The 25,276-nt window shown below is 32.9% G+C and carries 24 protein-coding genes; 8 read left to right on the forward strand and 16 right to left on the reverse strand.

Translation table 11 applies throughout. The features are described from left to right. Positions 1 to 27 precede the first annotated feature (27 nt). Positions 28 to 1,080 carry a ferredoxin--NADP reductase gene (locus G7A72_RS09065; protein ID WP_165152234.1) on the forward strand — a complete coding sequence of 351 codons (1,053 nt, stop codon included), beginning with the start codon at positions 28 to 30 and terminating at the stop codon, positions 1,078 to 1,080. 131 nt (positions 1,081 to 1,211) lie between these two features. Here the strand turns inward: G7A72_RS09065 and G7A72_RS09070 are convergent, their stop codons facing one another. Beyond that, complete coding sequence (locus G7A72_RS09070) at positions 1,212 to 2,240, reverse strand: glycosyltransferase family 9 protein (RefSeq protein ID WP_165152235.1); 1,029 nt, start codon at positions 2,238 to 2,240, stop codon at positions 1,212 to 1,214. 53 nt (positions 2,241 to 2,293) lie between these two features. Further along, positions 2,294 to 2,899: a DUF4254 domain-containing protein gene (locus G7A72_RS09075; protein WP_165152236.1), complete on the reverse strand. Its 606-nt coding sequence runs from the start codon at positions 2,897 to 2,899 to the stop codon at positions 2,294 to 2,296. 86 nt (positions 2,900 to 2,985) lie between these two features. On the opposite strand from G7A72_RS09075, the gene upp reads away from it, so the two are divergent. Continuing rightward, positions 2,986 to 3,639 carry a uracil phosphoribosyltransferase gene (upp, locus tag G7A72_RS09080; RefSeq protein WP_165152237.1) on the forward strand — a complete coding sequence of 218 codons (654 nt, stop codon included), beginning with the start codon at positions 2,986 to 2,988 and terminating at the stop codon, positions 3,637 to 3,639. On the opposite strand, the gene G7A72_RS09085 is transcribed toward upp, so the two are convergent. Next, on the reverse strand, positions 3,634 to 4,563 hold the full coding sequence (locus G7A72_RS09085; protein WP_165152238.1) for a DUF6427 family protein: 930 nt from the start codon (positions 4,561 to 4,563) through the stop codon (positions 3,634 to 3,636). The two genes, upp and G7A72_RS09085, sit on opposite strands and share 6 nt — an antisense overlap. A 132-nt stretch (positions 4,564 to 4,695) precedes the next feature. Here G7A72_RS09085 and G7A72_RS09090 point away from each other — a divergent pair, with 132 nt between their 5' ends. Continuing rightward, positions 4,696 to 4,926, forward strand: a complete 231-nt coding sequence (locus tag G7A72_RS09090; protein ID WP_113664732.1) for a uracil phosphoribosyltransferase — start codon at positions 4,696 to 4,698, stop codon at positions 4,924 to 4,926. Between the two features lie 32 nt (positions 4,927 to 4,958). Here G7A72_RS09090 and purD read toward each other — a convergent pair whose 3' ends face one another. Continuing rightward, a complete protein-coding gene (gene purD, locus G7A72_RS09095) occupies positions 4,959 to 6,233 on the reverse strand; it encodes a phosphoribosylamine--glycine ligase (RefSeq protein WP_165152239.1) in 1,275 nt (424 codons plus the stop codon). A gap of 132 nt (positions 6,234 to 6,365) precedes the next feature. Here purD and G7A72_RS09100 point away from each other — a divergent pair, with 132 nt between their 5' ends. From G7A72_RS09100 to G7A72_RS09110, 3 genes are read left to right on the forward strand one after another with little or no spacing between them, the layout of a single operon-like run. Further along, a complete protein-coding gene (locus G7A72_RS09100; RefSeq protein ID WP_165152240.1) occupies positions 6,366 to 7,679 on the forward strand; it encodes a phenylacetate--CoA ligase family protein in 1,314 nt (437 codons plus the stop codon). Positions 7,680 to 7,683: 4 nt separating this feature from the next. After that, positions 7,684 to 8,772: a non-hydrolyzing UDP-N-acetylglucosamine 2-epimerase gene (gene wecB, locus G7A72_RS09105; RefSeq protein WP_165152241.1), complete on the forward strand. Its 1,089-nt coding sequence runs from the start codon at positions 7,684 to 7,686 to the stop codon at positions 8,770 to 8,772. Then, positions 8,772 to 9,956, forward strand: a complete 1,185-nt coding sequence (locus tag G7A72_RS09110; RefSeq protein WP_165152242.1) for a glycosyltransferase family 4 protein — start codon at positions 8,772 to 8,774, stop codon at positions 9,954 to 9,956. The genes wecB and G7A72_RS09110 overlap by 1 nt, the downstream gene beginning before the upstream one ends. Here the strand turns inward: G7A72_RS09110 and G7A72_RS09115 are convergent. The 4 genes from G7A72_RS09115 to G7A72_RS09130 form a co-directional block, all read right to left on the reverse strand. Next, positions 9,953 to 11,305: an exopolysaccharide biosynthesis polyprenyl glycosylphosphotransferase gene (locus G7A72_RS09115; RefSeq protein WP_113664727.1), complete on the reverse strand. Its 1,353-nt coding sequence runs from the start codon at positions 11,303 to 11,305 to the stop codon at positions 9,953 to 9,955. The genes G7A72_RS09110 and G7A72_RS09115 overlap by 4 nt on opposite strands. 113 nt (positions 11,306 to 11,418) lie before the next feature. Further along, positions 11,419 to 12,402, reverse strand: a complete 984-nt coding sequence (locus G7A72_RS09120; protein WP_165152243.1) for a UDP-glucuronic acid decarboxylase family protein — start codon at positions 12,400 to 12,402, stop codon at positions 11,419 to 11,421. Next, positions 12,399 to 13,721 carry an O-antigen ligase gene (locus G7A72_RS09125; RefSeq protein WP_165152244.1) on the reverse strand — a complete coding sequence of 441 codons (1,323 nt, stop codon included), beginning with the start codon at positions 13,719 to 13,721 and terminating at the stop codon, positions 12,399 to 12,401. The genes G7A72_RS09120 and G7A72_RS09125 overlap by 4 nt, the downstream gene beginning before the upstream one ends. Further along, the gene (locus tag G7A72_RS09130; RefSeq protein WP_165152245.1) at positions 13,681 to 14,769 is read right to left on the reverse strand and encodes a DUF1972 domain-containing protein; all 1,089 of its coding nucleotides are present in this window, start codon (positions 14,767 to 14,769) and stop codon (positions 13,681 to 13,683) included. The genes G7A72_RS09125 and G7A72_RS09130 overlap by 41 nt, the downstream gene beginning before the upstream one ends. A 150-nt stretch (positions 14,770 to 14,919) precedes the next feature. Here G7A72_RS09130 and G7A72_RS09135 point away from each other — a divergent pair, with 150 nt between their 5' ends. After that, on the forward strand, positions 14,920 to 15,696 hold the full coding sequence (locus G7A72_RS09135) for a 2OG-Fe(II) oxygenase (protein ID WP_113664723.1): 777 nt from the start codon (positions 14,920 to 14,922) through the stop codon (positions 15,694 to 15,696). On the opposite strand, the gene G7A72_RS09140 is transcribed toward G7A72_RS09135, so the two are convergent. The 8 genes from G7A72_RS09140 to G7A72_RS09175 all read right to left on the reverse strand — a co-directional run bounded on the left by G7A72_RS09140 (position 15,690) and on the right by G7A72_RS09175 (position 24,873). Continuing rightward, on the reverse strand, positions 15,690 to 16,823 hold the full coding sequence (locus G7A72_RS09140; RefSeq protein ID WP_165152246.1) for a glycosyltransferase family 1 protein: 1,134 nt from the start codon (positions 16,821 to 16,823) through the stop codon (positions 15,690 to 15,692). The genes G7A72_RS09135 and G7A72_RS09140 overlap by 7 nt on opposite strands. Next, complete coding sequence (locus G7A72_RS09145) at positions 16,813 to 18,078, reverse strand: hypothetical protein (RefSeq protein ID WP_165152247.1); 1,266 nt, start codon at positions 18,076 to 18,078, stop codon at positions 16,813 to 16,815. Before G7A72_RS09145 ends, G7A72_RS09140 begins: the two co-directional genes overlap by 11 nt. Then, entirely contained in the window at positions 18,078 to 19,346 is a 1,269-nt protein-coding gene (locus G7A72_RS09150) for an oligosaccharide flippase family protein (protein ID WP_113664720.1), read from the reverse strand. The genes G7A72_RS09145 and G7A72_RS09150 overlap by 1 nt, the downstream gene beginning before the upstream one ends. A gap of 134 nt (positions 19,347 to 19,480) precedes the next feature. Then, positions 19,481 to 20,029, reverse strand: a complete 549-nt coding sequence (locus tag G7A72_RS09155; RefSeq protein ID WP_113664719.1) for a hypothetical protein — start codon at positions 20,027 to 20,029, stop codon at positions 19,481 to 19,483. A 105-nt stretch (positions 20,030 to 20,134) separates the two neighbouring features. After that, the gene (locus G7A72_RS09160) at positions 20,135 to 21,124 is read right to left on the reverse strand and encodes a hypothetical protein (protein ID WP_165152248.1); all 990 of its coding nucleotides are present in this window, start codon (positions 21,122 to 21,124) and stop codon (positions 20,135 to 20,137) included. A 9-nt stretch (positions 21,125 to 21,133) separates the two neighbouring features. Further along, entirely contained in the window at positions 21,134 to 22,813 is a 1,680-nt protein-coding gene (locus G7A72_RS09165; protein WP_113664717.1) for a hypothetical protein, read from the reverse strand. 36 nt (positions 22,814 to 22,849) lie between these two features. Next, positions 22,850 to 24,337, reverse strand: a complete 1,488-nt coding sequence (locus G7A72_RS09170) for a GH3 auxin-responsive promoter family protein (RefSeq protein ID WP_165152249.1) — start codon at positions 24,335 to 24,337, stop codon at positions 22,850 to 22,852. A gap of 38 nt (positions 24,338 to 24,375) precedes the next feature. Continuing rightward, positions 24,376 to 24,873, reverse strand: coding sequence for a peptidase (locus G7A72_RS09175; protein WP_165152250.1), 498 nt, complete (start codon positions 24,871 to 24,873; stop codon positions 24,376 to 24,378). A 212-nt stretch (positions 24,874 to 25,085) separates the two neighbouring features. On the opposite strand from G7A72_RS09175, the gene tatA reads away from it, so the two are divergent. Beyond that, a complete protein-coding gene (gene tatA / locus G7A72_RS09180) occupies positions 25,086 to 25,259 on the forward strand; it encodes a twin-arginine translocase TatA/TatE family subunit (RefSeq protein WP_066075957.1) in 174 nt (57 codons plus the stop codon). Positions 25,260 to 25,276 lie beyond the last annotated feature (17 nt).

Raw genomic sequence — 25,276 nt, forward strand, 5'->3', positions numbered from 1 at the left:
GTTTACTATATTTGCAAAAAAAATATCATGTCATCCTTTCTGAAATTAATCATAAAAGAAGTAAAACGCGAAACCAAAGACGCTGTTTCAATACTTTTTAACGTACCTGAGGAATTAAAAGCGAATTATACTTTTGTTGCCGGTCAATATATCAATCTAAAATTAACCTTAGACGGTGAAGAAATTCGTCGTGCGTATTCTATATGCTCAGCTCCTGACAGCGGGGAATTACGCATTGCTGTGAAAGCGGTCGCAAACGGTGCTTTCTCGCAATTTGCTAACACAAAACTCAAAGCGGGCGATGTTCTTGAAGTAGGAAAACCGGAAGGAAAATTCACTTTTGAACCGCAAGCGGACCGACAAAAAAACTACGCGGCTTTTGCTGCCGGTAGCGGAATCACACCCGTGATGTCTATCCTAAAAACAGTATTGAAAAACGAACCAAAGAGTTCTTTTGTATTGGTTTACGGAAACAAAACGCCAGAAGAAACCATCTTTCACCAAGAATTGCACGATTTGCAACTGCAATATGTAGGTCGTCTTTTTGTTCATTATGTCTACAGTCAAGCCAAAGTGGATCCTGCTTTGTTTGGGCGAATTGAGAAATCGACAGTGAATTTTGTTCTGAATAACAAACACAAGGAATTGGAATTTGATAAGTTCTATTTGTGTGGACCAGAAGAAATGATCAATATCGTTTCCGGAGTTTTGAAAGAACATAATGTAAAAGAATCTAATATTAAATTCGAATTATTTGCTTCTTCAACCAAAGAAAATAAAATAGAAAAATCGTTAGGCGGCCATTCAAAAATCACCATCATGGTGGATGACGAGGAAACAACTTTCGAAATGTCACAAAAACAAACCGTTCTTGATGCCGCTTTAAAACAAGGCATTGATGCTCCATATTCGTGCCAAGGTGGAATCTGCAGCAGCTGTCTGGCTCGCGTTACCTCTGGAACTGCCGAAATGACTAAAAACTCCATCCTTACCGATAAAGAAATTGCCGATGGACTTATTCTTACGTGTCAGGCACATCCAACATCAGAGACTATTTATGTAGATTATGATGACGTTTAGGAAACTGTTCTCCGTACAATAGCAGTGTTCAATTAAAAAAAAGAGTTTGCAATATGCAAACTCTTTTTTTTATAACTAAATGTTGAAAACATCTTGTGATGTGTAATTAAATCTTAATTTTTCTAAATTCCTTAATGGTTCAAAAGAACTTTTTTTATTCTTAAAACTATTGTTTCTGGCAAAATCGTTCGCATGACATCTTCATAACCATCCACTTTTTTATTTCCATAAACTGAGGTGGGTAGTTTAGGAAACTGATTCCTATCAGAAACCAACGCATTTTCTAAAGGCTGATTAAAGGGAGAAAACCCCGCATACGGATGAGTAGCGCCCCAAAGTGTGATGACTTTTACGCCAAGCATGGCGGCGATATGTGCATTTCCGGAATCCATGGAAAGCATGACATCAAGATTGCTAATGAGCTGTAATTCCTGCTGAAACTTAATTTTCCCCGCCATATTGAGGACGTTTTCTTTATTAGCGGAAAGTGAATTTAATAGTTCAATTTCCTTTTTTCCACCGCCAAAAAGTAAAATGGTATTGGTTGTATCCAAAGCCAATTTATCTATCACTTGCTGCATTAAATCCAACGGATACACTTTAGAATCGTATTGCGCAAAAGGTGCGATTCCAATTAGTTTTTGATTTTTTTGTCCAATTAATGCTAAAATTTCCGGGCTCAAAACTGCTTTTTCAGGAAATAAAGTCCCGACACTTCGAGAGGATAAATCAATAGTAAAACCAAGTTGTTCGAATATTTTCACATGTCTTTCGAACATCGTAGGCAGTTGCTTAAAAACTTTATTTTCGGGTCGCGTCAACGCTTTTTTTTCTGCTCTTCCTTTATCAACCGAAGCTGTTTTTTTTCCGCTTAAAGCAAAAAGGTTTCGGACGATTTTAGAACGAAGAACATTGTGTAAGTCGGCGAAAGCATCAATTTTTAAACCTTTCAAATCTTGGAACAAACGCAACAATCCAAGAAATCCCTTGTGCCGTTCTTTTTCATCGAAAGCAAAAAAAGAAAGATTCGGAATTCCTTCAAAAAAGGGTTTAAAAAATGGTCTGGAAATAACCGTGATTTTAACTTGTGGATGCTGTTTTACAAAAGTGCGTAAAACAGGAACCGTCATGGCGACATCTCCCATTGCGGAAAGTCTCATGACGGCTATATGTTGGATTTTTTTGGACAATTAATTAATGTTCAAAATATCTTTTACTTCTTGTTTTGGTACAAAACAGGATTCAAATCATCATCGTTGTACATTTTCATTTGTTTGTACACTTTCATGAATTTATCGCCGTTTTCAATGTCTGTTAATAAATCATCAATCGCCGTTGACAAGTCCGTTCTTTGTTCCAATAAAATATTTAACTTCGCCTGACATTTATCTCTATGCTCTTGTGAAGCCTCTGCACGAGTAGCTTCTTCTTGCATGTGAAAAATTTTCAAGGCTAAAATCGACAATCGGTCAAAAGCCCAAGCTGGACTTTCTGAATTGATTTTTGCGTGGTCTTTTACCACAACATGACTGTATTTTTGAAGAAAATAACTGTCAATATATTCCACCATATCCGTGCGTTCCTGATTAGAAGCATCGATTCTTCTTTTCAAAGTCAAAGCGGCAACTGGATCAATATTTGGATCACGGATGATATCCTCAAAATGCCATTGAACGGTGTCAATCCAATTTTTGTGATACAACAAATGTTCAAATTTATCCTTCGGGAAAGGATTGTTTATCGGCTGATCAACATTATCAAATTGATGATAATCCTTGATACTTTGTTCGAATACGGCGTACGCTAGTTTTGAAAACATATCTTTATATATTAAAAGACAAAGATACTTTTTATACTTTTATACCATAAAAAAATAACTAGAAGTTTAATTACAAAAATACAACCATGCAAATTCATTATTTATCGGAAGGAAACAGTGTCCTAAATCATTTTTTGGGACAAATACGGAATGTGAATGTCCACAATGACAGCATGCGTTTCCGAAGAAATATTGAACGTATTGGTGAAATAATGGCGTATGAATTAAGTAAAGAACTGCATTACGCGCCTATTGAAATCCAAACACCGTTAGGCATTAAAAATACGACTGAGATCAAAGATCAATTGGTTTTGTGTTCTATTCTGAGAGCCGGATTGCCATTGCATTTGGGTTTTCTAAATTATTTTGACAGCGCCGAAAATGGTTTTGTTTCTGCCTTTAGACATCATCCCAATAATGATGATTACTTTGATATTTTAGTGCAATATCAAGCTCTTGCTGATATCAACGGGAAAAATTTAGTGCTAGTTGATCCCATGCTTGCCACTGGTCAGTCTATCGTTGCGGTGTACAATAAATTAATGGAACGAGGAAAGCCAAAAGAAATACATATCGCTGTCGTGATTGCTGCCCCGGAAGGTATTGCACATCTGGAAGAACACTTGCCGGAAAACTGTCATCTTTGGGTTGCTTCTTTAGACGAAAAGCTTAATGAACACAGTTATATTGTTCCTGGACTGGGTGATGCAGGTGATTTAGCCTATGGTGAGAAATTATAATTGGCTGAAAAAAGCAAAAAGGCTGCAGGCAATTAGCACAAAAAGTACCATTTCCTGTTTTAATTTAAGTTGTGGTACTTCGATATGACTAGTGGCCATCGTGGCCAAAGGCGCAAATGTAAACACTAATAAATCATTACTTTTATTAGCAGAAATTACATAAATAAGTACGCCGATAAAAAAAGAAGCAATGATTTTTTTGTATGAAGTATGTAACAATTGTGGTCGGCTTGACAATGTGGCAAACATAGAAATTACAAAAAATAAAGCTACGGTCGCGTAAATAGACAAAGCACCATTTTGATAACTATTTGTAAAATAATCAATGTTAAAATTTATTTTTACACTTTTCAGAATGTATTCAACAACATTTAAATTAAATACTGTTGCAAAAAGCATAAACATAATTATAGCTATAAAAAAAGCAATAAAAGGTAGTATCCAATTTCTATAATCTCTGGCAACGTGAAATATTATGGATATAAAAACCAATACAATAAATATTATACTCCAAAAATGAAATAAAGAAGCCAGAAAAATCCATAATGACGCATCAAATATTTTTTCTTTGGATGCTTTCAGCGATTGTAAAGAAATTAACCTTCGAAGCGCTAATAAAATAAAAAAATTAGAAATAATTAAATTTGTATTATCCAGTACCGAAGGAAAAAAAAGTAAAAATAAAAAGTAGAAAAGAATCGTATAACTACTGTCTTTACTAAGTGCATTTCTGCGGGCAATAAAGTCAATTAAGAAAACCGATGCCAACAAAATAATAAATGTTGTTGCTTTTTTAAAAATTAAAAAAGCAGAACCGAACCAAGATAAATCTTGAATTTGATACATTAAAAAGAAAACTAGCATTAAAATAACGACCAATGCAAAATTTAATGGTGTAGATTTTTTAAAAACACTTGTTATCATAAGGATATTTTATACTTTTGTGGTTGTAAATATAGTACTTGTTTAAAAAGGAAACTCTCCAAGTTCAAAAAAGATACTCTTTTTTAAGATTCCAAGTTCCTTAAGACAATTAATAAATTAATCTTATACATTATGAAATCATTTTTCGAAGGAATAGAATACTTATTTGTAAATATTTTATTTGCTCCTCTAGACTTTTTACGCTCATTAGAGCTATCATCTTGGTTTGCTGCAAATACAATCAATTGGATTTTCATGATTATTTGTGCTTCGGCAATGGTATATTGGATCAAACAATTGAAAATTTTTGAAGACGCCGGAACTGAAAAGCAAGATACTACCGCTCACTCTTTCTTAAAATAATATTTGAAAAAAAAGTGAACGATAATTGGAAACTATTTTAAGTCGTTTCCAATATCTTTTCTAAAATACATCTTATCAAAATGTAGTTTATCTATGTTTTGGTAAGATTTTTTTATGGCTTCTTCGAAATCATTTCCATACGAAGTTATGGTTAAAACTCTTCCGCCATTAGAAACAACATTTCCGTTTTCTAATTTTGTTCCTGCATGAAACACAATTGAATCTTGAATGTTATCTAATCCAGAAATCACTTTTCCTTTTTCGAAATCTTCAGGATATCCGCCAGAAACAACCATAATTGTGGTGGCGCTTCTTTCGTCAATTTCCAGATTAATTTCGTCTAGTTTTTCATTGGCAACAGCCAAAAATAATTCTACTAAATCCGTCTTCAATCTTGGAATAACCACTTCGGTTTCTGGATCACCCATTCGCACATTGTATTCAATTACGATTGGTTCGTTATTGACATTGATTAACCCAATGAAAACAAATCCTTTGTACGGAATTCCATCTTTTTGAAAACCGTCAATCGTAGGTTTTACAATGCGTGTTTCTATTTTTTCCATTAAAACAGCATCAACATAAGGAACTGGAGAAACCGCTCCCATTCCGCCTGTATTTAAACCTGTATCGCCTTCGCCAATGCGTTTGTAATCTTTGGCAGTTGGCAATATTTTATAATTTTTTCCATCAGTAAGGACGAAACAACTTAATTCTATTCCGTCCAGGAATTCTTCAATAACCACTTTAGAACTAGCTTCACCAAATTTTTGATGCACCAGCATATTTCTTAATTCTTCTTTGGCTTCCGCCAAATCCTGAATAATCAACACCCCTTTTCCTGCAGCTAAACCATCTGCTTTCAAAACATACGGCGGTTGCAGTGTTTCCAGAAATTCACATCCTTTTTCGACCGTTTCTGCAGTAAAACTATTGTAAGCGGCCGTTGGGATTTTATGTTTGATTAGAAATTCTTTGGCAAATTCTTTACTTCCTTCTAACTGAGCACCCATTTTTGAAGGACCGATAACAGGAATATGACTTAGTGCAGCATCGTTTAGAAAGAAATCATAAATCCCTTTTACTAGAGGATCTTCTGGTCCTACGACAACCATTGCTACTTTTTCCTGAAGAACAAACGTTTTTATAGCTTCAAAATCAGTTGGACTGATAGCAACATTAGTAGCTATAGAAGCCGTTCCCGCATTTCCTGGCGCTACAAAAAGTGTATCACAAAGCGGACTTTGAATCATTTTCCATGCAAAAGCATGTTCTCTTCCGCCCGAACCCAGTAGTAAAATTGTCATGTGTAGTTGTGTTTAGTTGTGGTGCAAAAATAATTGCTTTTGAACTTAAAAAATAATTAAATTTCAAAAAGTTGTTGGTTCTCCATCATTAGTTGTTGGTAAATATTATTTTTGATGGAATATACCTTTAAAATGTTTCGACTATTCGACTTATCGCTACAAATAAATGGCTTCCCAATGAAGGAAGCTAAAGCCGAATTGCGGAAAATTGTAGCCTTTTCTGAAAAAGAACATGAAGTCTTCGTTGAAAACAAAAAAGTGGAAATTGTCGATTTTCATTTGCAAAACAATCCTTTTTACAAAGATTTAGTCGGTATTACAACTTTTACCAACTGGGAAGATTTACCCGTTTTGAATAAGAAAAACTTACAAAAACCATTACTGGAAAGGCTTTCAGAAGGCTATTCCGCTAAAAACAGTTACGTTAATAAAACGTCCGGTTCCAGCGGAACTCCTTTTGTTTTTGCCAAAGATAAATACTGTCATGCGTTGACTTGGGCTTCAAACATATTCCGTTTTGATTGGTATGGGATCGATTTTAATACTTCCTACCAAGCGCGTTTTTATGGTATTCCAATGGATTTTATTGAAAACAAAAAAGAACGGTTAAAGGATTTTTTGAGCCATCGGTTTCGGTTCTCTATTTTCGATTTGTCGGATGAAGTTTTAGAAGTATTTTTGAATCATTTTCGAACTAAAAAATTCGATTACATCAATGGATATACGAGTTCCATTGTTTTATTTGCTAAATTTTTACAAAAGAGAAACATCGTATTAACCACAATTTGTCCCACTTTGAAAGTATGTATGGTAACTTCTGAAATGCTTTTTGAAGAAGATAAACTCCTTTTAGAAAAGCAATTTGGCATTCCTATTGTCAATGAATATGGCGCTTCGGAATTGGATTTGATTGCTTTTCAAAATAAGGCAGGAGAATGGCAAGTCAATTCGGAAACGCTGTTTGTGGAAATTTTGGACGAAAGTAATAAAGCGGTTCCAAATGGCACTTCGGGTCGTATCGTCATAACTTCTTTGTTCAATAAAGCACATCCGTTCATACGATATGACATTGGTGATATCGGAATTCTGGATGAAAAAAGCACGTTACAAAAACCGATTCTCAAAAAATTAATAGGCCGGACCAATGATGTTGCCATTTTACCCAGCGGGAAAAAATCACCCGGACTTACTTTCTATTATGTGACAAAAAGTATTATTGAAGACGATGGAAACGTAAAAGAATTTGTGATAAAACAAACTAAAATAGATACTTTTGAAATTGAATATGTGAGCGAAACCGAATTAAATTTGGAACAAATTGAAAAAATTGAAAAAGCGATAACACTTTATTTAGAAAATGATTTGGTATTCATTTTCCATAAAAAAGAAAAATTAGAACGAAACAAAAGCGGAAAATTAAAACAATTTGTTTCATTTGTAAAATAATACTATGAAAATCACAATAGTTGCAGGCGCAAGACCCAATTTTATAAAAATCGCCCCCATTATCAAAGCGATAGAGAAAAAACAAGGCGAAGGTGCGAAAATCTCCTATCGATTGGTGCATACTGGACAACATTATGACAAAAACCTCAGCGATACATTTTTTGAAGAATTAAATATTCCTGAGCCGAATGTAAATTTAGAGGTGAAAAGCGGCTCACAATCAGTACAAACAGCTGCAATAATGGTTGCTTTTGAACAAGAATTACTGCAAAATCCATGTGATTTAGTTTTGGTGGTTGGCGATGTCAACTCGACTATGGCTTGTGCGATTGTTGCAAAAAAAATAAATATTAAATTAACTCATGTAGAGGCTGGTATTCGTTCAGGTGATATGACAATGCCCGAGGAAATCAATCGAATTGTTACGGATAGTATTACCGATTATTTTTTTACAACCTCAATTTGGGCAGGAGAAAATTTATTGAAATATGGGGCAGATTCTTCTAATATTCATTTGATTGGAAATGTAATGATAGACACTTTGTATCAAAACCTCAATCGCATTTCAGCACCAATTTTTTGGAATGAATTCAGTTTAGAAACCAAGAATTACATCATTTTGACTTTACACCGTCCTTCGAATGTAGATGAAGAGCAATCATTGATTCAACTTTTGCAAGGAATTGATAAAATGGTTGGTGATAAAAAAGTGATTTTCCCTATTCATCCAAGAACAAAAGCGATTTTAGGAGAAACAAATTTGAACTTGAAAAACATCCTATTTGTTGAACCACAAGGGTATTTGAATTTTATGTTTTTAATTAAAAACAGTTTTGCTGTCATTACAGATTCTGGCGGAATTTCAGAAGAAACTACGGTTTTAGGAATTCCCTGTTTTACCATGCGAAATAATACTGAAAGACCTGAAACGGAAACCATAGGCACGAATACTTTAGTTGGTACATCGGTTAATAATCTAAATAAAATGTTTGGAGAGTTTCTTCAAAATGGTCCTCGAAAATCCGGAATTCCTGAACTTTGGGATGGTAACGCTTCTGAACGAATAATTGATATTTTACTTTCAAAAAAATAATGGAAGAAATCCTCATCATATCAAATTATTATCCGCCTGAAAAAGGTGCTGCAGCAAATAGAATCGAGCAGCTGGCTTTAAAATTACATCAAAATAATTATACAGTGTCTGTAATTTGTCCTTTAGGTAATTATCCCAAAGGCGAACTGTTTCCGGAATACAAAGGCAAGTTTTTTGTTACTGAAAATCTACAAAATATTCTTGTAAAACGTCTTTGGATTTATCCAAGCAACAGTAAAAATATAATCAAAAGACTACTATCGGTTTTATCCTTTTCTTTGGGCTTATTTCTTTACTTATTGTTTCAAAAAACACCACAAAAAGTAGTGGTGCAATCCCCGCCGTTACTGCTTTCGTTTATTTCAGTTTTTGTTCTTTCGCTGAAGCGAAAAAAAATTATTCTGAATGTTTCTGATTTATGGCCATTGGCTGCCGTTGAATTAAATGCTTTAAAAGCCAATTCATTTTCGCATCGTGTTTCTTTATTTTTAGAACGTTTTATCTACAAAAAAGCAAGTTTAATTTTAGGTCAATCCAACGAAATTATTACTCATATCCAATCTATTTCCCCTGAAAAAAAATGTTTTTTATATCGCAATTTTCCAGACCACAAAACGATTGAAATGGATTTGGAAACCCGAGAAAACGAACCTGTTCGAATTTTCTATGCCGGTCTTTTTGGCGTGGCGCAAGGAGTCTTAGAAATGTGTCAAAAAATCAATTTAGAAGGCTTAAATATCGAGTTACACCTATTTGGTGATGGTGCTGAAAAAAAACAAATTGAAGCGCTGATTCAGTCCAGAGCAGACAAGAAAATTTTCTTTTATGGCATGTTAGAACGTAAAGCTTTACACGAAAAATTAAAATCGTTTGATATGACAATAGTTCCTTTAAAGACCAGAATTTACGGTTCTGTTCCTTCTAAAATTTTTGAGTATGGCGCATTGGGATTTCCAGTTTTATACTTTGGTGGTGGTGAAGGTGAAACCATAACTGAAAAGCATAATTTAGGCTGGGTAGCCAAAGTAGGAAACTATGATGATTTGAACGAGAAACTGCAAACCATTTCAAATATTCAAAAAGCAGAATTGGATTTAATGAAAAAACGAATTTTTAATGACGTTCAAACTTCGTTTAATCTTAATACACAAATAGAAGATTTAATTCGACAAAATGTTTTCTAGTAGGCTTTTTCTTCTCCTTTAAAAATATTGATAACCGTTTGGAAAATTATTTTTAAATCTAAAATTAAAGACCAATTTTCCATGTAGAAAATATCATATTTCACTCTGTTAATAATGTCCTCATCCGCCTCTACCTCGCCCCTAAAACCTTTTGTTTGCGCTAGTCCTGTTATGCCTGGTTTTATAAAATGGCGTACCATAAATTTATCTACTGTAAGTGCATACATTCTAGTATGACTTACCATATGGGGTCTAGGTCCTACAACAGACATTTCGCCCATTAAAACATTGAAAAATTGTGGCAATTCATCAATACTTGTTTTTCTTATAAAACGACCTATTGTAGTAACTCTATTATCGTTTTTTGATACTTGATTCAAGTGGGCTTCATCATTAAGTTCCATAGATCTAAACTTGTAACAAAAGAATTCTTTGTAATTTAGTCCATTTCTTTTTTGGATAAAAAATAAAGGCCCTTTTGACTCAAATTTGATAAATACAGCTAGTATGGGAGTTAACCATGAGAGCACTCCTAAAATAATTAGTAATGAAAAAACAATATCAAAAACGCGCTTAATCACCTTGTTTAAGGTGTCATCAAGTAAAATATTACGCAGTGATATTACAGGAATATAATTGTAATATTCAAAAGTAAAATTGTGAGAAAGAATTTGCTTTTCACTAGGAATAAACTTCAAAGTCTTTAAATTATTATCTGCAAAAAAAACAATCTCATTAATTTGGTTTTGATTTAAGTCACTCATAGAACAATACAATTCATCTATTTGATGCTCCAGTACATAATCAAAACTTTCCTCGAGGGCTCTAGATTTATTATTTTCTAATTCAAAAACACGCTCTAGTTTATACCCATAATCTGGATTCTCTGTAAAAAATTGTTGTAAAGGATCCGTACTTTTTACATTGCCTATCAGAATTACTTTTCTAAAGTTTCCACCATATAATAACCTGTATTTTTTTAAAAAATAATAAATAGACAGTTTAACAATTAAAATAATTAATAAAGATAGCATAGTAAAATACCCAATACTTTGAAAACTTGAATTATAGGATTCATAAAACGCTAAGGCAAGACAAAAAAGAGTAAATAATGTGCCTTGTTTTAAGGCGCAGTTTAATATAGAAATAACTTTAGTATACCTGTAAACTTCATAAAAACCTAAGTTAGCAGCAATCACAAACCAGCTAATACTTATGAAAACAAAATAAAAAGGTGTTTTCACAGGAAAATCAGTCATATACAATAATAAGACATTGATTACTAACAAATCAATGGCAAATGAAAATGGACGAATATAACCAGAATATCTTCCTGTTTTTGTTTTCACAGTATTACAAATTAAAATGGCCTGTAATCATACTTGTATGGGTACGTTTTAAAAATACGAAATATTCTTTTAAGCCATTCTATTTGCGTGTAGAATGAAAGGATACCACATCTTTAAAAAATATATTTAGAAAAATCCTTGTGCTCCTCTTTGGACAGTTCTTCCTTAGATAAAGATTTAAAATATTCATACGTGATTTTCATTCCTTCGGCACGGCCTACTTTAGCGTCCCAACCAAGCAATTCTTTGGCTTTAGTTGTATCTGGTTGTCGTTGCAAAGGGTCGTTTATTGGTAAAGGGTGATAGACCACTTTTTGACTGGTACCGGTAAGCTTTATGATTTCTTCGGCAAAATCCTTGATGGTTATTTCATCCGGGTTTCCAATGTTAACTGGATATACATAATCAGAGTGCAATAACCTAAAAATTCCCTCAACTTGGTCATCTACATAACAAAAAGATCGGGTTTGTGATCCATCTCCAAAAATAGTTAAGTCCTCACCTCGAATAGCTTGACCAATAAAAGCAGGAATAACACGGCCATCATTGAGTCTCATTCTAGGTCCGTACGTATTAAAAATTCTAACAATCCTAGTTTCTACACCATGAAAAGTATGATAGGCCATAGTTATAGATTCTTGAAAACGTTTGGCTTCGTCATAAACGCCTCTTGGTCCGATGGTATTTACATTTCCATAATATTCCTCGGTTTGTGGATGAACCAATGGATCTCCATACACTTCAGAAGTTGATGCAATAAGGATTCTGGCTTTTTTAACCCTGGCTAAACCCAATAAATTATGGGTGCCAAGTGAGCCTACTTTAAGTGTTTGAATAGGAATTTTTAGATAATCAATAGGACTTGCTGGCGAAGCAAAATGTAAAATGTAGTCTAAATTCCCTGGGACATGCACGAACTTGGTGATGTCATGATGGTAAAATTCAAACTGCTCTAGTTTGAAAAGATGCTCAATGTTTTTTAAATCTCCCGTAATGAGATTGTCCATCCCAATAACATAGTAACCTTCTTTTATGAAACGGTCACAAAGATGTGATCCTAAAAATCCTGCGGCTCCGGTGATAAGTATTCTTTTCATTGCAATAAGTTCTGTTCTTTATTCTGATTTACCTTGTTTAACAGACAGTAAATAACAATAAAAAAAATTATTCCTCTTTGTCTACTCAAAAAGGATTCGGTCAAAAATAACACTATCATTGTTACCGAAAAAGCGATATGCACAAAATCTTTATTTCTAATTCCGTTTCTAATGGAGATAAACAACATACTAACCAGAATTAAAAAACCAAAAAAACCAAGTTCAGAAAACAGTTGAACATATTCATTGTGAAAATTATACACACCATAACTCTCATGTAAATGGTGTTCTTTTACTTTTTCCTGAATTTTAGTTTGAGCAGCATCTAACCCGAATCCCGTGAAAAAAATGCTTTCTTCTTGAAGCATTTCTATAAAAATCCTCGTTTGATAAACTCGAAAAGCAGCCCCTGGAAAAAAATCATTCTTCTGAAACTGGTCTTGGTTCCAAGCTTGTTTTAAACTAATGCTGTAGACAGAATTTTTAGTTGCCTCAGATCCTTCTTTTAAGGAGCCATCAACCAGTGCCGTTTGAAACTCAATCATAAACCGGTCTCTAATGGGTTTTATTGATGCTATAAAAGTTGTTATAATCAAAAGAATGGCTACAAATATTACTGTTTTTATTTTTCTAGAAAACCCAGAAAAAAAGAAAAGATACACCATGACCAAAATGAAATCACAAATTATAATATTTTTTGAAGACAATAAAAACACAAAAACAACTAGAGTTAATAATACTAATTGATCAGAAATTGTTTTGTTTTTTTGGACCAAAAAATAGAACATCCCAAAAGAGGCAAAACCCGAAACATAGATTGCATTGAGGCTAGCGGTAACCAATTCATGGTAAAAAAACACACTGGCATCTCCTGAATTTATAAATTTAAACACTGCTTTAGCTAAACAAAACAAGGCAAAAAACACCATTGAATAACTGAAAATTTTAAAAACCCGATTTTTAAGGTCTTGGTTTAAATTTGGTAAAAAACAAAAAGCAATGGGCATTAATAAAACCAATATTTCTTTTTGTAGTCCAGCAGTTGTGGTGCGCATATCAATAGTCCATAATAAGGAAAGCATCATCAATACATAGAGGAGTATCGGAAGTATTTCAACTTTTGAAATTGAAAAATTAGCTTTTTTAGCCTTAGAAAAACAAACCAGTAAAAAAATAATACAAGTCATGCTTCCGATGTTGTGTTTCAGCGGAAGCGTAATGAGCATTGCAGCTAAAAGATAAACCAAAACTGTTTGATTTTGCCACAATTCTTCAATTTTATTGAAGGCTTTTTTTGAATAAGGTAAGGTAAGATTCATTTATTTTGTTCCAATTAAATTCCTGAATTATCGTCCTAAAGTTATCTTGAACAATTTGTTCGTGACGGTTCTTATGGACTGTTTCTCTTAGTTGTTGAACCTCCTTAGCATTCGAAAAATAAAAGGCGTTCTCTTTTAAAATGGCTTGATTAAATTCATTTTTATGCGCCACAAGCAATGCTTTTGCAGCCATTGCCTCAAGCAAAGACGGATTAGTACCACCCACGGAATGACCATGAAAATAAAGTGATGAAAAAAACCTAAGATTATCTAAATGTTCTTTGTTATAAACTCCACCTATAAAACGTATTCTAGGATTGTCTTTAAACTTTTGTTTTAAATAATTACCAAAACTATTGTTGCTATTACCCACAACAACTATCGGTCTATCATTTTGTGAAGCAGCAACTCCTTCCAGAATCATTTCTATATTGTTTTCAGGTTCAAACCGAGCTATCAATAAGTCATAGGCATTACTATCTAAGTTGTAGGGTAAAAGCAACTCCTCATTTGGGTTCAAGAATGGTGCTGCGCCATACGCTATATATGAAGACTCTTTGTTGTACTTTTCTTTAAGATATTTTTGTATTCCTAGGGAATCTGCTATTAAAAAATCACTGCTTTTTACAGCTCTCTTCTCTGCAAATTGCAAAAATCTTTGGGTTTTATTAGAATATTTAGTTCTCTTCCACTCCAGCCCATCCATATTTGTAATAATAACAGCTTTTTTTGGCAAAAGAAAAGACCAAATGGAATTACTGGTGTACCCTAATTGCAGAATAATATCAAATTTTCTTTTCCTGGAGTCAAGAATACAGTTCAAATCATAGAAAAACTGCCCTGCCGTACCTATTTTATGTTCTGGATTGTACTTGTGAATAATATGAGCTCCTTGAAACATTTTTCCTTTAAAAATGTGATCGTGAGTATTGTAAACATAAATTTCGTGATTTTGCTGGGCGAGATAAACTGCAAAAATTTCGGCAAATTGCTCAAAACCACCATAATTGTTAGGAATTCCTCTAGTACCGAGAATTGCAATTTTCATTTCATTATTTTTAATCAATTTCCAAAAATACTGATTTTAAAAGTTTTAAACACTCAAATACTGGAATTGAAGGTGAAAATTTAAATCTAATTAAATTAAATCGATATATTAATAGTTATTTTTGTTTAAAATTACCTTACAAAGCTGTTTATGATCAATTTTGAAAATTTAGAACATAATTTAGAGCAACTACGCTTAGCGTATCTAACCGCTAAACCGTTTCCGCACTTAATAATTGATCAATTTTGTGAAGAGGAAAAACTAATAAAAGCTTATGGTAGCATTCCAGAACTTCATAATAAAAGTCGGGATTATGCATTTGCAAATAATAAATTTGAAAAATCAAATTATAAAGTATTAAGCCCTGAATTACATGAACTGTATGACGACTTATCCTCTGAAAGGTTCAATAAAATATTATCCTATATCACATCAAAATCCATTTTTGTTGATCCAAAAAATCACGGTGGAGGCTTGCATCAAGGAAAGAAAAACAGCTTTTTAGACATGCATCTGGACTTTAATTACCATCCCATTCACAACAACTGGTACCGTGAATTAAACCTGTTATTATACCTCAACAAAGACTGGAAAAAAGAGCACAAGGGTGAATTAAAAATAAAAGATCTAAGAACTGGAGAAGAAGCTGAGCTGGATGTTCCCTTTAATCGTTTTGTTATTCAGCAATGTGCACCTTACACGCTGCATGGATATGATTTAACAAATTTTCCTGAAGGGCATTTTAGAACATCAATTGCAACATATGCATATCAAAATCATATCTGCCAAATTGAAAAACAAAGAACAACCGACTGGTTTCCTAAAGATGATGCCTCCTTTTTAAAGAAACAATTTGCTAAGAATTATAATTTTTTAGTCAAAACAAAAAATAAATTATTTGGTAGTGGCACCGCAAAAAATCAATAAAATCTGGATTGATTTGTATGCTGTTTTAGGAGTTCATAAACAACTGTTGCAGTGTGTTCCCAGTTGTAAATTTCTTTAATGGAATGCGCCATTTTTTCAAATTCTGTGGTTGTATTGTTTTCAAGAATATAAAGCAATTTCTGATTGAATTCCTTCTGTTTGGAGGGATCAAAATAAAATTCCCTAAAAAAAATAAAATCAGACATAGCCGTTTTATCAGAACAGATTGTAGGGATTTTTGCTGCCACTGATTCTAATGGAGGAATACCAAACCCCTCAGCAAATGAGGGATAAACAGATGCATTTGCTCCTCTTAATAGCAACAACATCGTTTGAAAATCAGTATTATTTATGGTTGTTATTTTATTTTTTATCTCAGGTGTTAATCCATCAAATATTTCCTGATACTCCGGATTAAAGATGCTTTCGTTACCTAAAAAAAGAAGTTGGTGTTTTTTATACAATTCCAATTCAACAAAAGCTTTCAACACCATTTGATGATTTTTTCTGGGTTCCCACCGGCTTACATAAATTATGTAATCGTTCAATGAAAATTCATTTGCAACTCGAACTTTGACTTGCTCCTTAGTATAGGTTTCAAAAAAAGCACCGTCAACTGCATTTGGCGTTACTACATAATCTGAAAGACCAAAATGTTGTTTTAATTTTTGTCTGGAATATTCAGATACCGTAAGTCTAATATCTGCCCATTTAGCGCTTTGTTGGTATAAAATGGTATTGATAAATCTACTAAAAAACGAAAAATATTTTGGAAAATCAATAAACAATACATCATGCGTTGTCACGATATATTTGCATCTTTTTATGGGTGACACAGTGTATTGAAAATGCGCAAAGTCAATTTTGTTTTTTTTAATAATATTAGGAATATCAATAAGAAGCCTCAAGTATTTATTTTGGAACTGGTATTGCACGTACGTCACGTTAGGGTGATTTCCAAAAATAGTTTGTAAGGATTTTGGATTATTGGAACCCAAAAAGAAATGTAGGTCTTCATATTGCATCAATGCCGTGTAAAGACCTTGAATATAGGTTCTAGTCCCTTGAAAACCGCTATCAAAAACATGACAGTCAACAAAGATGTTGGTTGTGTTTTTAATATTCATTTAAACTGCTTTTTTGACTTTTACACTCTCTTAACATGACTTCTCTTAATGCAATTAAAAATCCTATTATAATTGATTTGTTATCTAATTTTAAATACAAACCTAAAAAAACCCAATTAGATACTATCAAAAAAACACTGGAACCCAATAATAAATAATTTATAGCTTGTACGGCCTCAATATTAGATTTCTTTTGTCTGTACAAATGAATCAAGAAAACTAGTAGCAAAATAACTCCCAGTAGCCCCGATTTTAAGAAAACAGTCATGTACCCGTTATGAACAATCGGTATGTATTGAACGTACTCATTGTCATTTGTTAATATTTTTCGACCAATATTTAATGTTGACCCCAACCCTTCCCCAAACAATATTGCACGAGTACCCTTGTTTGAAACTTGTTTTACAGTAATAATATTTTCAAAAGACCGGTAATTATCATTAAAATCTTTCCAGTCATCCTTATTAATTCGTGTTTTAAAGGCCTCTTCGGGAGCAATTTTTATTTTGTATAAAAAAGCTTCAATCCCCTTGCCTTCTCGTTTTGGATTTAAGTAAACAATGGCTGTGTAGCCTACAATTGTGAATAAAAGTACAGACAAAATAACTTTTAAAGATTTGTGACTGTACACTAAATATCCTTTTAGACCCATATATAAAATGATAAACTGAATCAAATTCGTTCTGGCTAGATATAAAAAACTAGACAAACCTATCACAAGTAATAAAGCCGTTCTTTGTTTCTTTGAAATTTCGATTTTTAAATTTTTATAAAAAATAAGGACTATTAAAACATATATTTCATAATCACTAAAATAACCGCCCTGCTGCCTCAAAAAATTAACACTTAGCGTTCTAAATTGGATTATGGTGAAAAATAAGGTCACCAAATGTAGTATTGAAATAGCTAGACCTGTATAGATAAAAACCTTTAATGCTAACTTACTGCTAAACCTACAAAGCTGATAGCCCACTAGTAATCCTAAAATAGGTTTTATAAGGTATGTAAAGTCTCTAATAAATAAAAAAAGAGTCGTTTTACTAGAGAAGGTAGAGACAGTTGCAACTAAAAGTATAGCTAGGAAGATCGAGCAATATTTTACTATGGTAACAGAATATTTTCTTTTTATGGTAACCAATAAAGTTAAAAACCATACTGTAAAAGTAAGTTCATAGTTTGCAAACAACGAAACTCCTATGCATAATAAGAATAAAATTTGGTACGGGAAACTTTTATAAATTGTAAAATTCATCATTATTTTTTCAATCTAATTAGTGGTTTCAAAACAATACAATATAAAACAATCACTACTATTTCAATGAAAATCGTGGCTAAAAAAGCGCCTTGAAGTCCCACATTTTTAATAAATATAAAAAAAACAAGCATGCTAAAAACAGATGATCCAATGGTTATGTTTATATATTCTTTATTTTTATCCAAAGCAAAAAGCAATTGTTTTAAAGCAATGGAAACAGCCATAAACAATGGAATTATCAAACCTGTTTTAAAAAAAACATTCATCTGAACCAATTCATCTGAACCAATATTAAAAAACAATAAAATAGGCTTAGTACACACAAATGCAACAATTACTAACAATACCACTACCGCATAATTAAGACCGTAATACCGCAACCAATGTGTAATGCCATGTTTAAGATTTTTATGTATTTGCAAACAAACATCAGCATAAATAAAATTAAAGAACATTTGTAAATAAGTCCTAAAAATCATTACAATTTGATCTATAATTCTATACTGTCCTGCCATTACATTTCCTCCCAGATAACTAATAATCATTATGGGAAGATATTGATAAAAAGACAAAAATAACTGGGATATTGTTAAAGAAAACTCTTGCCTCAATAACACTAAAGCATCTTTAGAAACAGTAGAATAAAACCGTAAATTGTATTTTTTTATCAAATAAAGTAAGCCTATGCTGCTAGAGACAATTAATCCGAGACCCAAATAAGCGTTGACATACTTGTAATCGTCCTTAGTATTGATAAAAGTAAATACACCCACTACATAAATTAGTTTGGATACAATATTAATAAATGAAATCCATTTGTAATTTTCTAATCCTTGAAAAACCCAGGTAGGGTTAATAACTTGGCCCAATACATACGACAAACTAAAAAAGAAAACCATTTGTTCCTGGTTAAAAAAAGGAACAAACCAAATCAAAAAAAAAGCAGCAAAAAGTAAAATGACAAGCAAAAAAAATTTCATTACATAGATCGAAACTATTTTTTGATTGATAACTTCAAGGTTGTTTCTAGTAATTGCAATAGCTTTGGTCCCATTGATATAAGAACCATAATCTACCAAAACATTAAATATTAAAGCAAAGGAAAAACCAACGCCAATTTTTCCTAGCCCTTCTTTTTCGCAAATCGCTACCAAATAAGGCATGACCACAAGCGGACTAATCAAATTTACAATTTGACCAATTCCATAAATAGTACCGTTTTTAATTCTACTATTTTTCAATACCTGTAGACCTATTGATTTAAACAAGATGATGTGATTTATTACAAATATAATATATGGAGTGTAATTCTTGTTTCAAATTCATTTTTAAACCAAACCTACGCTTCATTAATCCAAAAAAAAGAGCCACAAACTGTGACTCCATATAACTTTAAAATCGGTTATTTAATAAGCAATTGAATCTGATCATAAAGTGCTTTTTCTGAATAAAATAATGGATCGTATCTTCCGTCTTCAGACTGAATATTTTGAACAACTGATTTGTTTTTTTCCAAAATTTTAACGCAATCATTTGGAATAAAATAGTCGAAGAACAAGGAGTCTTTAGCTTCAAAAATTTTGCTAAAATAATTCATTTTAAAGTTTTGAATACTGATCTCTTTTTGCTTCTCATTGGTTCCAAAATCAATTCTTATGTAATTTGGAATTACATCTTGGGGCAGGATAAAAACAATATCTTGGGGCTTATCACTAGCTTTTACAGCAACCCAAACCGAATTGTCCTCTTGATAAGGAGCTTCGTAGTCATCTTGACTATAATACATCTGAAAATTATCATCTTCCCTAACTGTGGCAGTCAAGGTGATTTTAAAGCTGTTTTTATTCGTTTCAACCTCAGCGGGATTTACTACTGTTTTGATCTCTTCTTTTTTACAAGAACTAAATACTATTGATAAAATCAAGCATGCAAAAAATATTTTTTTTTTCATTTTTTTAAAGTTTTTGGCATTGTTGCTTTTTAAAACCTTTACAAAATACCAGCTATTTAACTATTAATTTACTCTTTTAAATAATCCATTACCTCCATAAAAACACTATTTGCTTTCGTTTGCAATTAATGATTGCTTTTTATAAAATACTATGAAAGAATGGACTAAAACATAAAGTATAATAAATAATAATGGCAGTGCTATCTTTCTGTTTCCATGAAGCAAACCTGTTTTTTTTATGTTTGTCGTTGTGCTAATGTCTTTTATAATCTTATCACTTCCTAAGAGATTGATTTGGTGTATTCCTTGTTCTACAACCAATTGATCTTTTGTTTTAATAATATCATTGAGCTGAGTATTTTCATTGTAATACACTAACTTATCACTTTTTTGAGAAGCATTTGCAGCAGTAGAAAAAGAACCTAATACATTGTTTATTTGAGAGATAATTGTGTCATTTTGCTTCATTTTGACCTCAATATTCTTTAAACTTGCCACTTGAATTTTTTTATAATGATCGGATTCATTAAGAAAACGTAAAAGTGGCTCAGTCATTTCTTTATCAACAACTGCGTGATCTGTTACAAAAGAAATGGTGTGGTAAGAGTAGTTTTTACTAGTCACATTATCCTCAATAATTTTTTTGATATCGCCATTGTCTGCCATTAACTTGATTAACTCAAAATTTTCTGGTGTATTTCTAATAAAATTGTATACATCAGCAATGGGCTTGATTTGTATTTTATTTAAACGTTTGGGTCGCAAAATCCCAACAACATTTTTCAAGAATACAGTATCTCTTGATTTAATTTTTGATTCAATCAAATCAACTTTTGAGTACAAATAATCAACACTACCAAAATTAGGCTGAACAATAATTAAATTGTCATAACTTTTTTGTGTCTTGTCTAAATAAAAACCCAAACCAAATCCAACAAGAACCAGAACAGAAACTAGTATTGCATTGCGAATAAAAAACTGAATTCCTTTAAAAATTGAGGAGGCAATCCCATCAAAAAAACTTCCTATTTTTTTTGAAACGTGATTCAAATCAATTTCTTGATCCTCTTGGTTATTGGGTTGGTTAGTGTTCATCCTATCTTTTTATTTTACGTTGAAAATTTGTTCCAATATCTTAATCGTAATCAAATAGGTAGGTTTTACACCTGTTGTTCCCAATCCACCTGAAGCTAATGTGCTTCCAGTTTCCAAAGGATTATCCGATGCATAATACGCATATCTAACCTTCACATCATGAGGAACACTTTTTCTGATTTTAGAAGCAGATTGAATCGCTTTTTGGTAATAAGAACCTTCCATTTCCAGTCCGATAATTCCCCAAGTCGACTCATGGAAAAACTTCAATAAATCTCGGTTTTGCAGTGAAGTTCCCAAAACGGTAACCATTGGTCCGGCAAAAACAGCAATGTCATTTCCTTCAAACATATCAGCAGTCAATTCATTTTCGAAAAAATAATTATCCGCCGTTCCTTCATTGATGTGCGCATTTGGAATCATGATATCTCCTTTTCCACCTTCCAGAATTCCAGCTTTTCCCATGATAGAAACTGATTCCACATTCAATAAAATGTCTTTTTTAAACGGTTTCAACAGCTCATCAATGGTTTCATACGCTTGTTCTCCAAAAGCATAATCCATAACAATCAATACTGGTTCTTTGTCACCGATATTTGCTTTAGGAAAAGATGTTTTTGCCCAATCAATTTTTGCGGTATCAAAAATCTGTACGTCGATATTTGTTCCAGATGTATCCGGCAACGAAATCATTCCGCATTTCAAAGCGACTTCTTCCACTTGGTTTCGAACCGCATTGGCACCGGACTTACTCAATTCTTCATAAATAAAGAAATCAGATTTGTCTTTGAACTTGGTTTTCAAAACTTCCGTTGCAAAAATAGAATTCATCACACTGTGCATGTTCGCACTGATTACGTGAATTGGACGGTCTAAAAGTTGGTTTTCTTTCAAAACCTCCTTAATGTTAGTAGCCCAAATTTCGCCGTGGATATGGTGTCCCAATCGTTCTCTCAAAATAGGACTGAAAGTGATTGTTCGCTTATTATCATCTACAATTTCTTCGATGGCAAGTTTCCCTAACCAAAAGATAACATGCAAGAAACGATCTGGCGCAGCAGCTGAACCAAAAGCGTCATAAATATCCAATACTTCTTCAAATGTTCTTCCCAGAATATTGGCAGCGTGCGAAATAGCTTTCTCTTTTTCTACCAAAGTCAGTTTCTTCTTTTGAGAAACCGCTTGTTCCAGTTTGAACCAATCGCGGGAAACCTCACCAGCATCATCCAGTAAAACTCTGTTTCTAATTTTGTGTGATTCAATAAATATAAAGGTCAAATGCGTCAGAATATCATAAATATCCGAACGTCCTCTTGTAATCTCCACATTCATTTGCTCCTCATCGATACGGTAACAATTACGACGTCTTTTTGGCGGTACAATCGCCTGAAAATGCGATTTAGAATACCCTTCATCGGATGTTAAATTGATAAATCGACATTCTTCAATTCCTACCGGAAGACGTTCAATTACATATAAAAGTCCGTTCAATTCTACTTTTTCTTCAGCAATATTTCCATAAATTTCTGGTCGCAATGCTAATAATGCTTCGCGCAAGGTATCGCCTGAAATTCCCATAGGTTTGTAAAATCCCCTGTTAAAAAGGTGACGCATCGTGATGTACATTTTTTCAATTGCTGCCGATGATTCTTGCGCTCTGGAGCGAGATATATTTTTTGTTTCTTTCATTTTCTACTTATTTTCTAACCTTCAAAGGTAAGACATTTATTTACTTTTTAACAAATCCACAATGTTTCTATCATTCGAAAGTCTAGGGATTTTATTTTGACCGCCCAGTTTTCCAATCGATTTCATATAGTCCTGAAAACCGTTTTTAACCACTTTGGTAACTACCACTTTTTGCAACACTTTGCCCACAATCAAATCATCATAATACATGTTTTGTTTTCGCATGGCATTGTCTAACGCTTCCGCAAAAGATACGCTGTCTTCCGGTTCGTTTTCAAATTCAATAAACCATTCGTGATACGGTAATCCTGCTGCGGGATTGATTTGCGGCGCCACCGTAAATTCATTGATTCGGATTGTAGTTCCAATAATTGCTTCCTGTAGCGCACTTTCCACTTCTTTCCCAATTACATGTTCTCCAAAAGCAGAAATATAATGTTTGATTCTTCCCGAGACAATTATTCGGTACGGTTTAAAACTGGTAAACTGAACCGTATCGCCAATATTATAGCCCCAAAGTCCCGCATTGGTAGAAATTATCAAAACATAATTCACTCCCAATTCTACTTCGCCAATCGTATATCGTTTCGGATTATCAGTGTAAAACTCATCATTTTTTATAAACTCATAAAAAATACCAGAGTTCAAAAGCAGTAACATTCCTTTTTCCTTTTGCGAATCCTGATATGCAAAAAATCCTTCCGAAGCCGGAAATAACTCAATACTGTCTACTTTTCGTCCAATAAGATTTTCAAATTTAGCGCGATAAGGTTCATAATTGACGCCGCCGTAAATAAACAAATTGAAATTTTTGAAGATTTCACCTACTGGCTTCCCTTCTTTTTGATGCAATTTTTCAAAATACATTTGCACCCAAGAAGGAATCCCTGAAATGACCGTCATGTTTTTATCAAAGGTTTCACCGACAATTGCATTTACTTTGGTTTCCCAATCCTCAATACAATTCGTTTCCCATGAGGGCATTCGGTTTTTTTGAAGGTATTTCGGAACAAAATTGGCTACAATTCCAGACAAGCGACCTAATTTAACTCCGTTTTTTTCCTCTAATAATGGACTTCCTTGCAAAAAAATCATTTTCCCGTCAACAAAATCAGCTTTTCCTGTTTCGTGAATATAATGCAGAATCGCATTGCGAGCAGCCTCAATATGATACGGCATCGATTCCTTAGTTAACGGAATGTATTTGGCCCCGGAAGTCGTTCCGGACGTCTTCGCAAAATAGAGCGGTTTTCCTTTCCAAAGGACGTTTTCCTCCCCTTTTACTACCTTATCCACATACGGTTTTAACGCTTCATAATCCCGAACTGGAACTTGATTGGCAAAATCCTTCTCATTTTTTATTTGGTCAAAATGATGGTCGATACCAAATTGTGTTTGCTTCGCATCTTTGATTAATTTTTGTAAAACCTTCTTTTGAGTTTCAACAGGATTATTGGCCCAAAGTTGTGTTTTCTTGTATATTTTTTGTGCAAATATTTTGGCTGCAATTGATTTTATTGACATTTTTATTTTTGTTCTTTAAAAGATAAAAATTTGTTTTTTTACTCTTTTTTTGATTTTTTAGAAAGCGAATTTTTCTCTTCTTTTGCTACTTGTTCCCGCAATTCCAGTTCTTGTTTGGATGGCGATAAATCAACTGGTGTATTAATTTCATCTGCTGCTTCCAGTATCGAGTCTTTATTGAATTTTGCATATTCTAATTCTCCTGTCAACACTTTCTGAATAGATTTGATATACGCTTCATTTCTTTTCAAGGCTTTTGACAAAGAATCTGATTTTAAAGCCAGTTCCATAGCCTCTTTCTTTAATTTTGAAGAAGAATAGCCCGGTATAAATTCTCGTAAAGGAGTGAAAGCAATAATAAAAGTGGTAACAAATGTAATAATTATTGCTCCTAATGTTGCTACCACAAAAACGTTCATTAAAGTAAGTTTCAACGAAAAAGTTTCTTCAAAAGTATCTTCGTTTAGTATGATTAAACGTCGTTTATTGAATAGTTTTTCTTTGATTTTTTTTCGTTTTTGTCTTTTCTTGGACATATAAATTGATTATTGAACAAATATAACAATTAATGTCGTTGCTTGTATTGCCTTGTTTTTCTTGATTATTGCAAACCACAATTAATTTTTAATAAATTTTTAACGCAGTTGAAACCAAATAAATGCGTCAAAATGAATTTCCGTAAACTAATTCTATATACCTTTGCTTTCAAGTTTATTACAAATTTGCTTCGGCAATAAATTATTCTATCATGGGAAGATTAGGTGTTACAGAAATCCTCGTTATATTAGCGATTGTTTTATTACTTTTTGGTGGTAAAAAAATCCCGGAACTTATGAAAGGTTTAGGAAGCGGAATCAAAGAATTCAAAAACGCAGCCAAAGACGGTCAGCCAGCTGATAAAAAAGAAGAAGAAACAAAATAAAAAAAAGGCTTTTCATA

Origin of the sequence: Flavobacterium sp. Sr18 (genome assembly GCF_011064265.1) — a bacterium.
Taxonomy (GTDB): Bacteria; Bacteroidota; Bacteroidia; order Flavobacteriales; family Flavobacteriaceae; genus Flavobacterium; species Flavobacterium petrolei.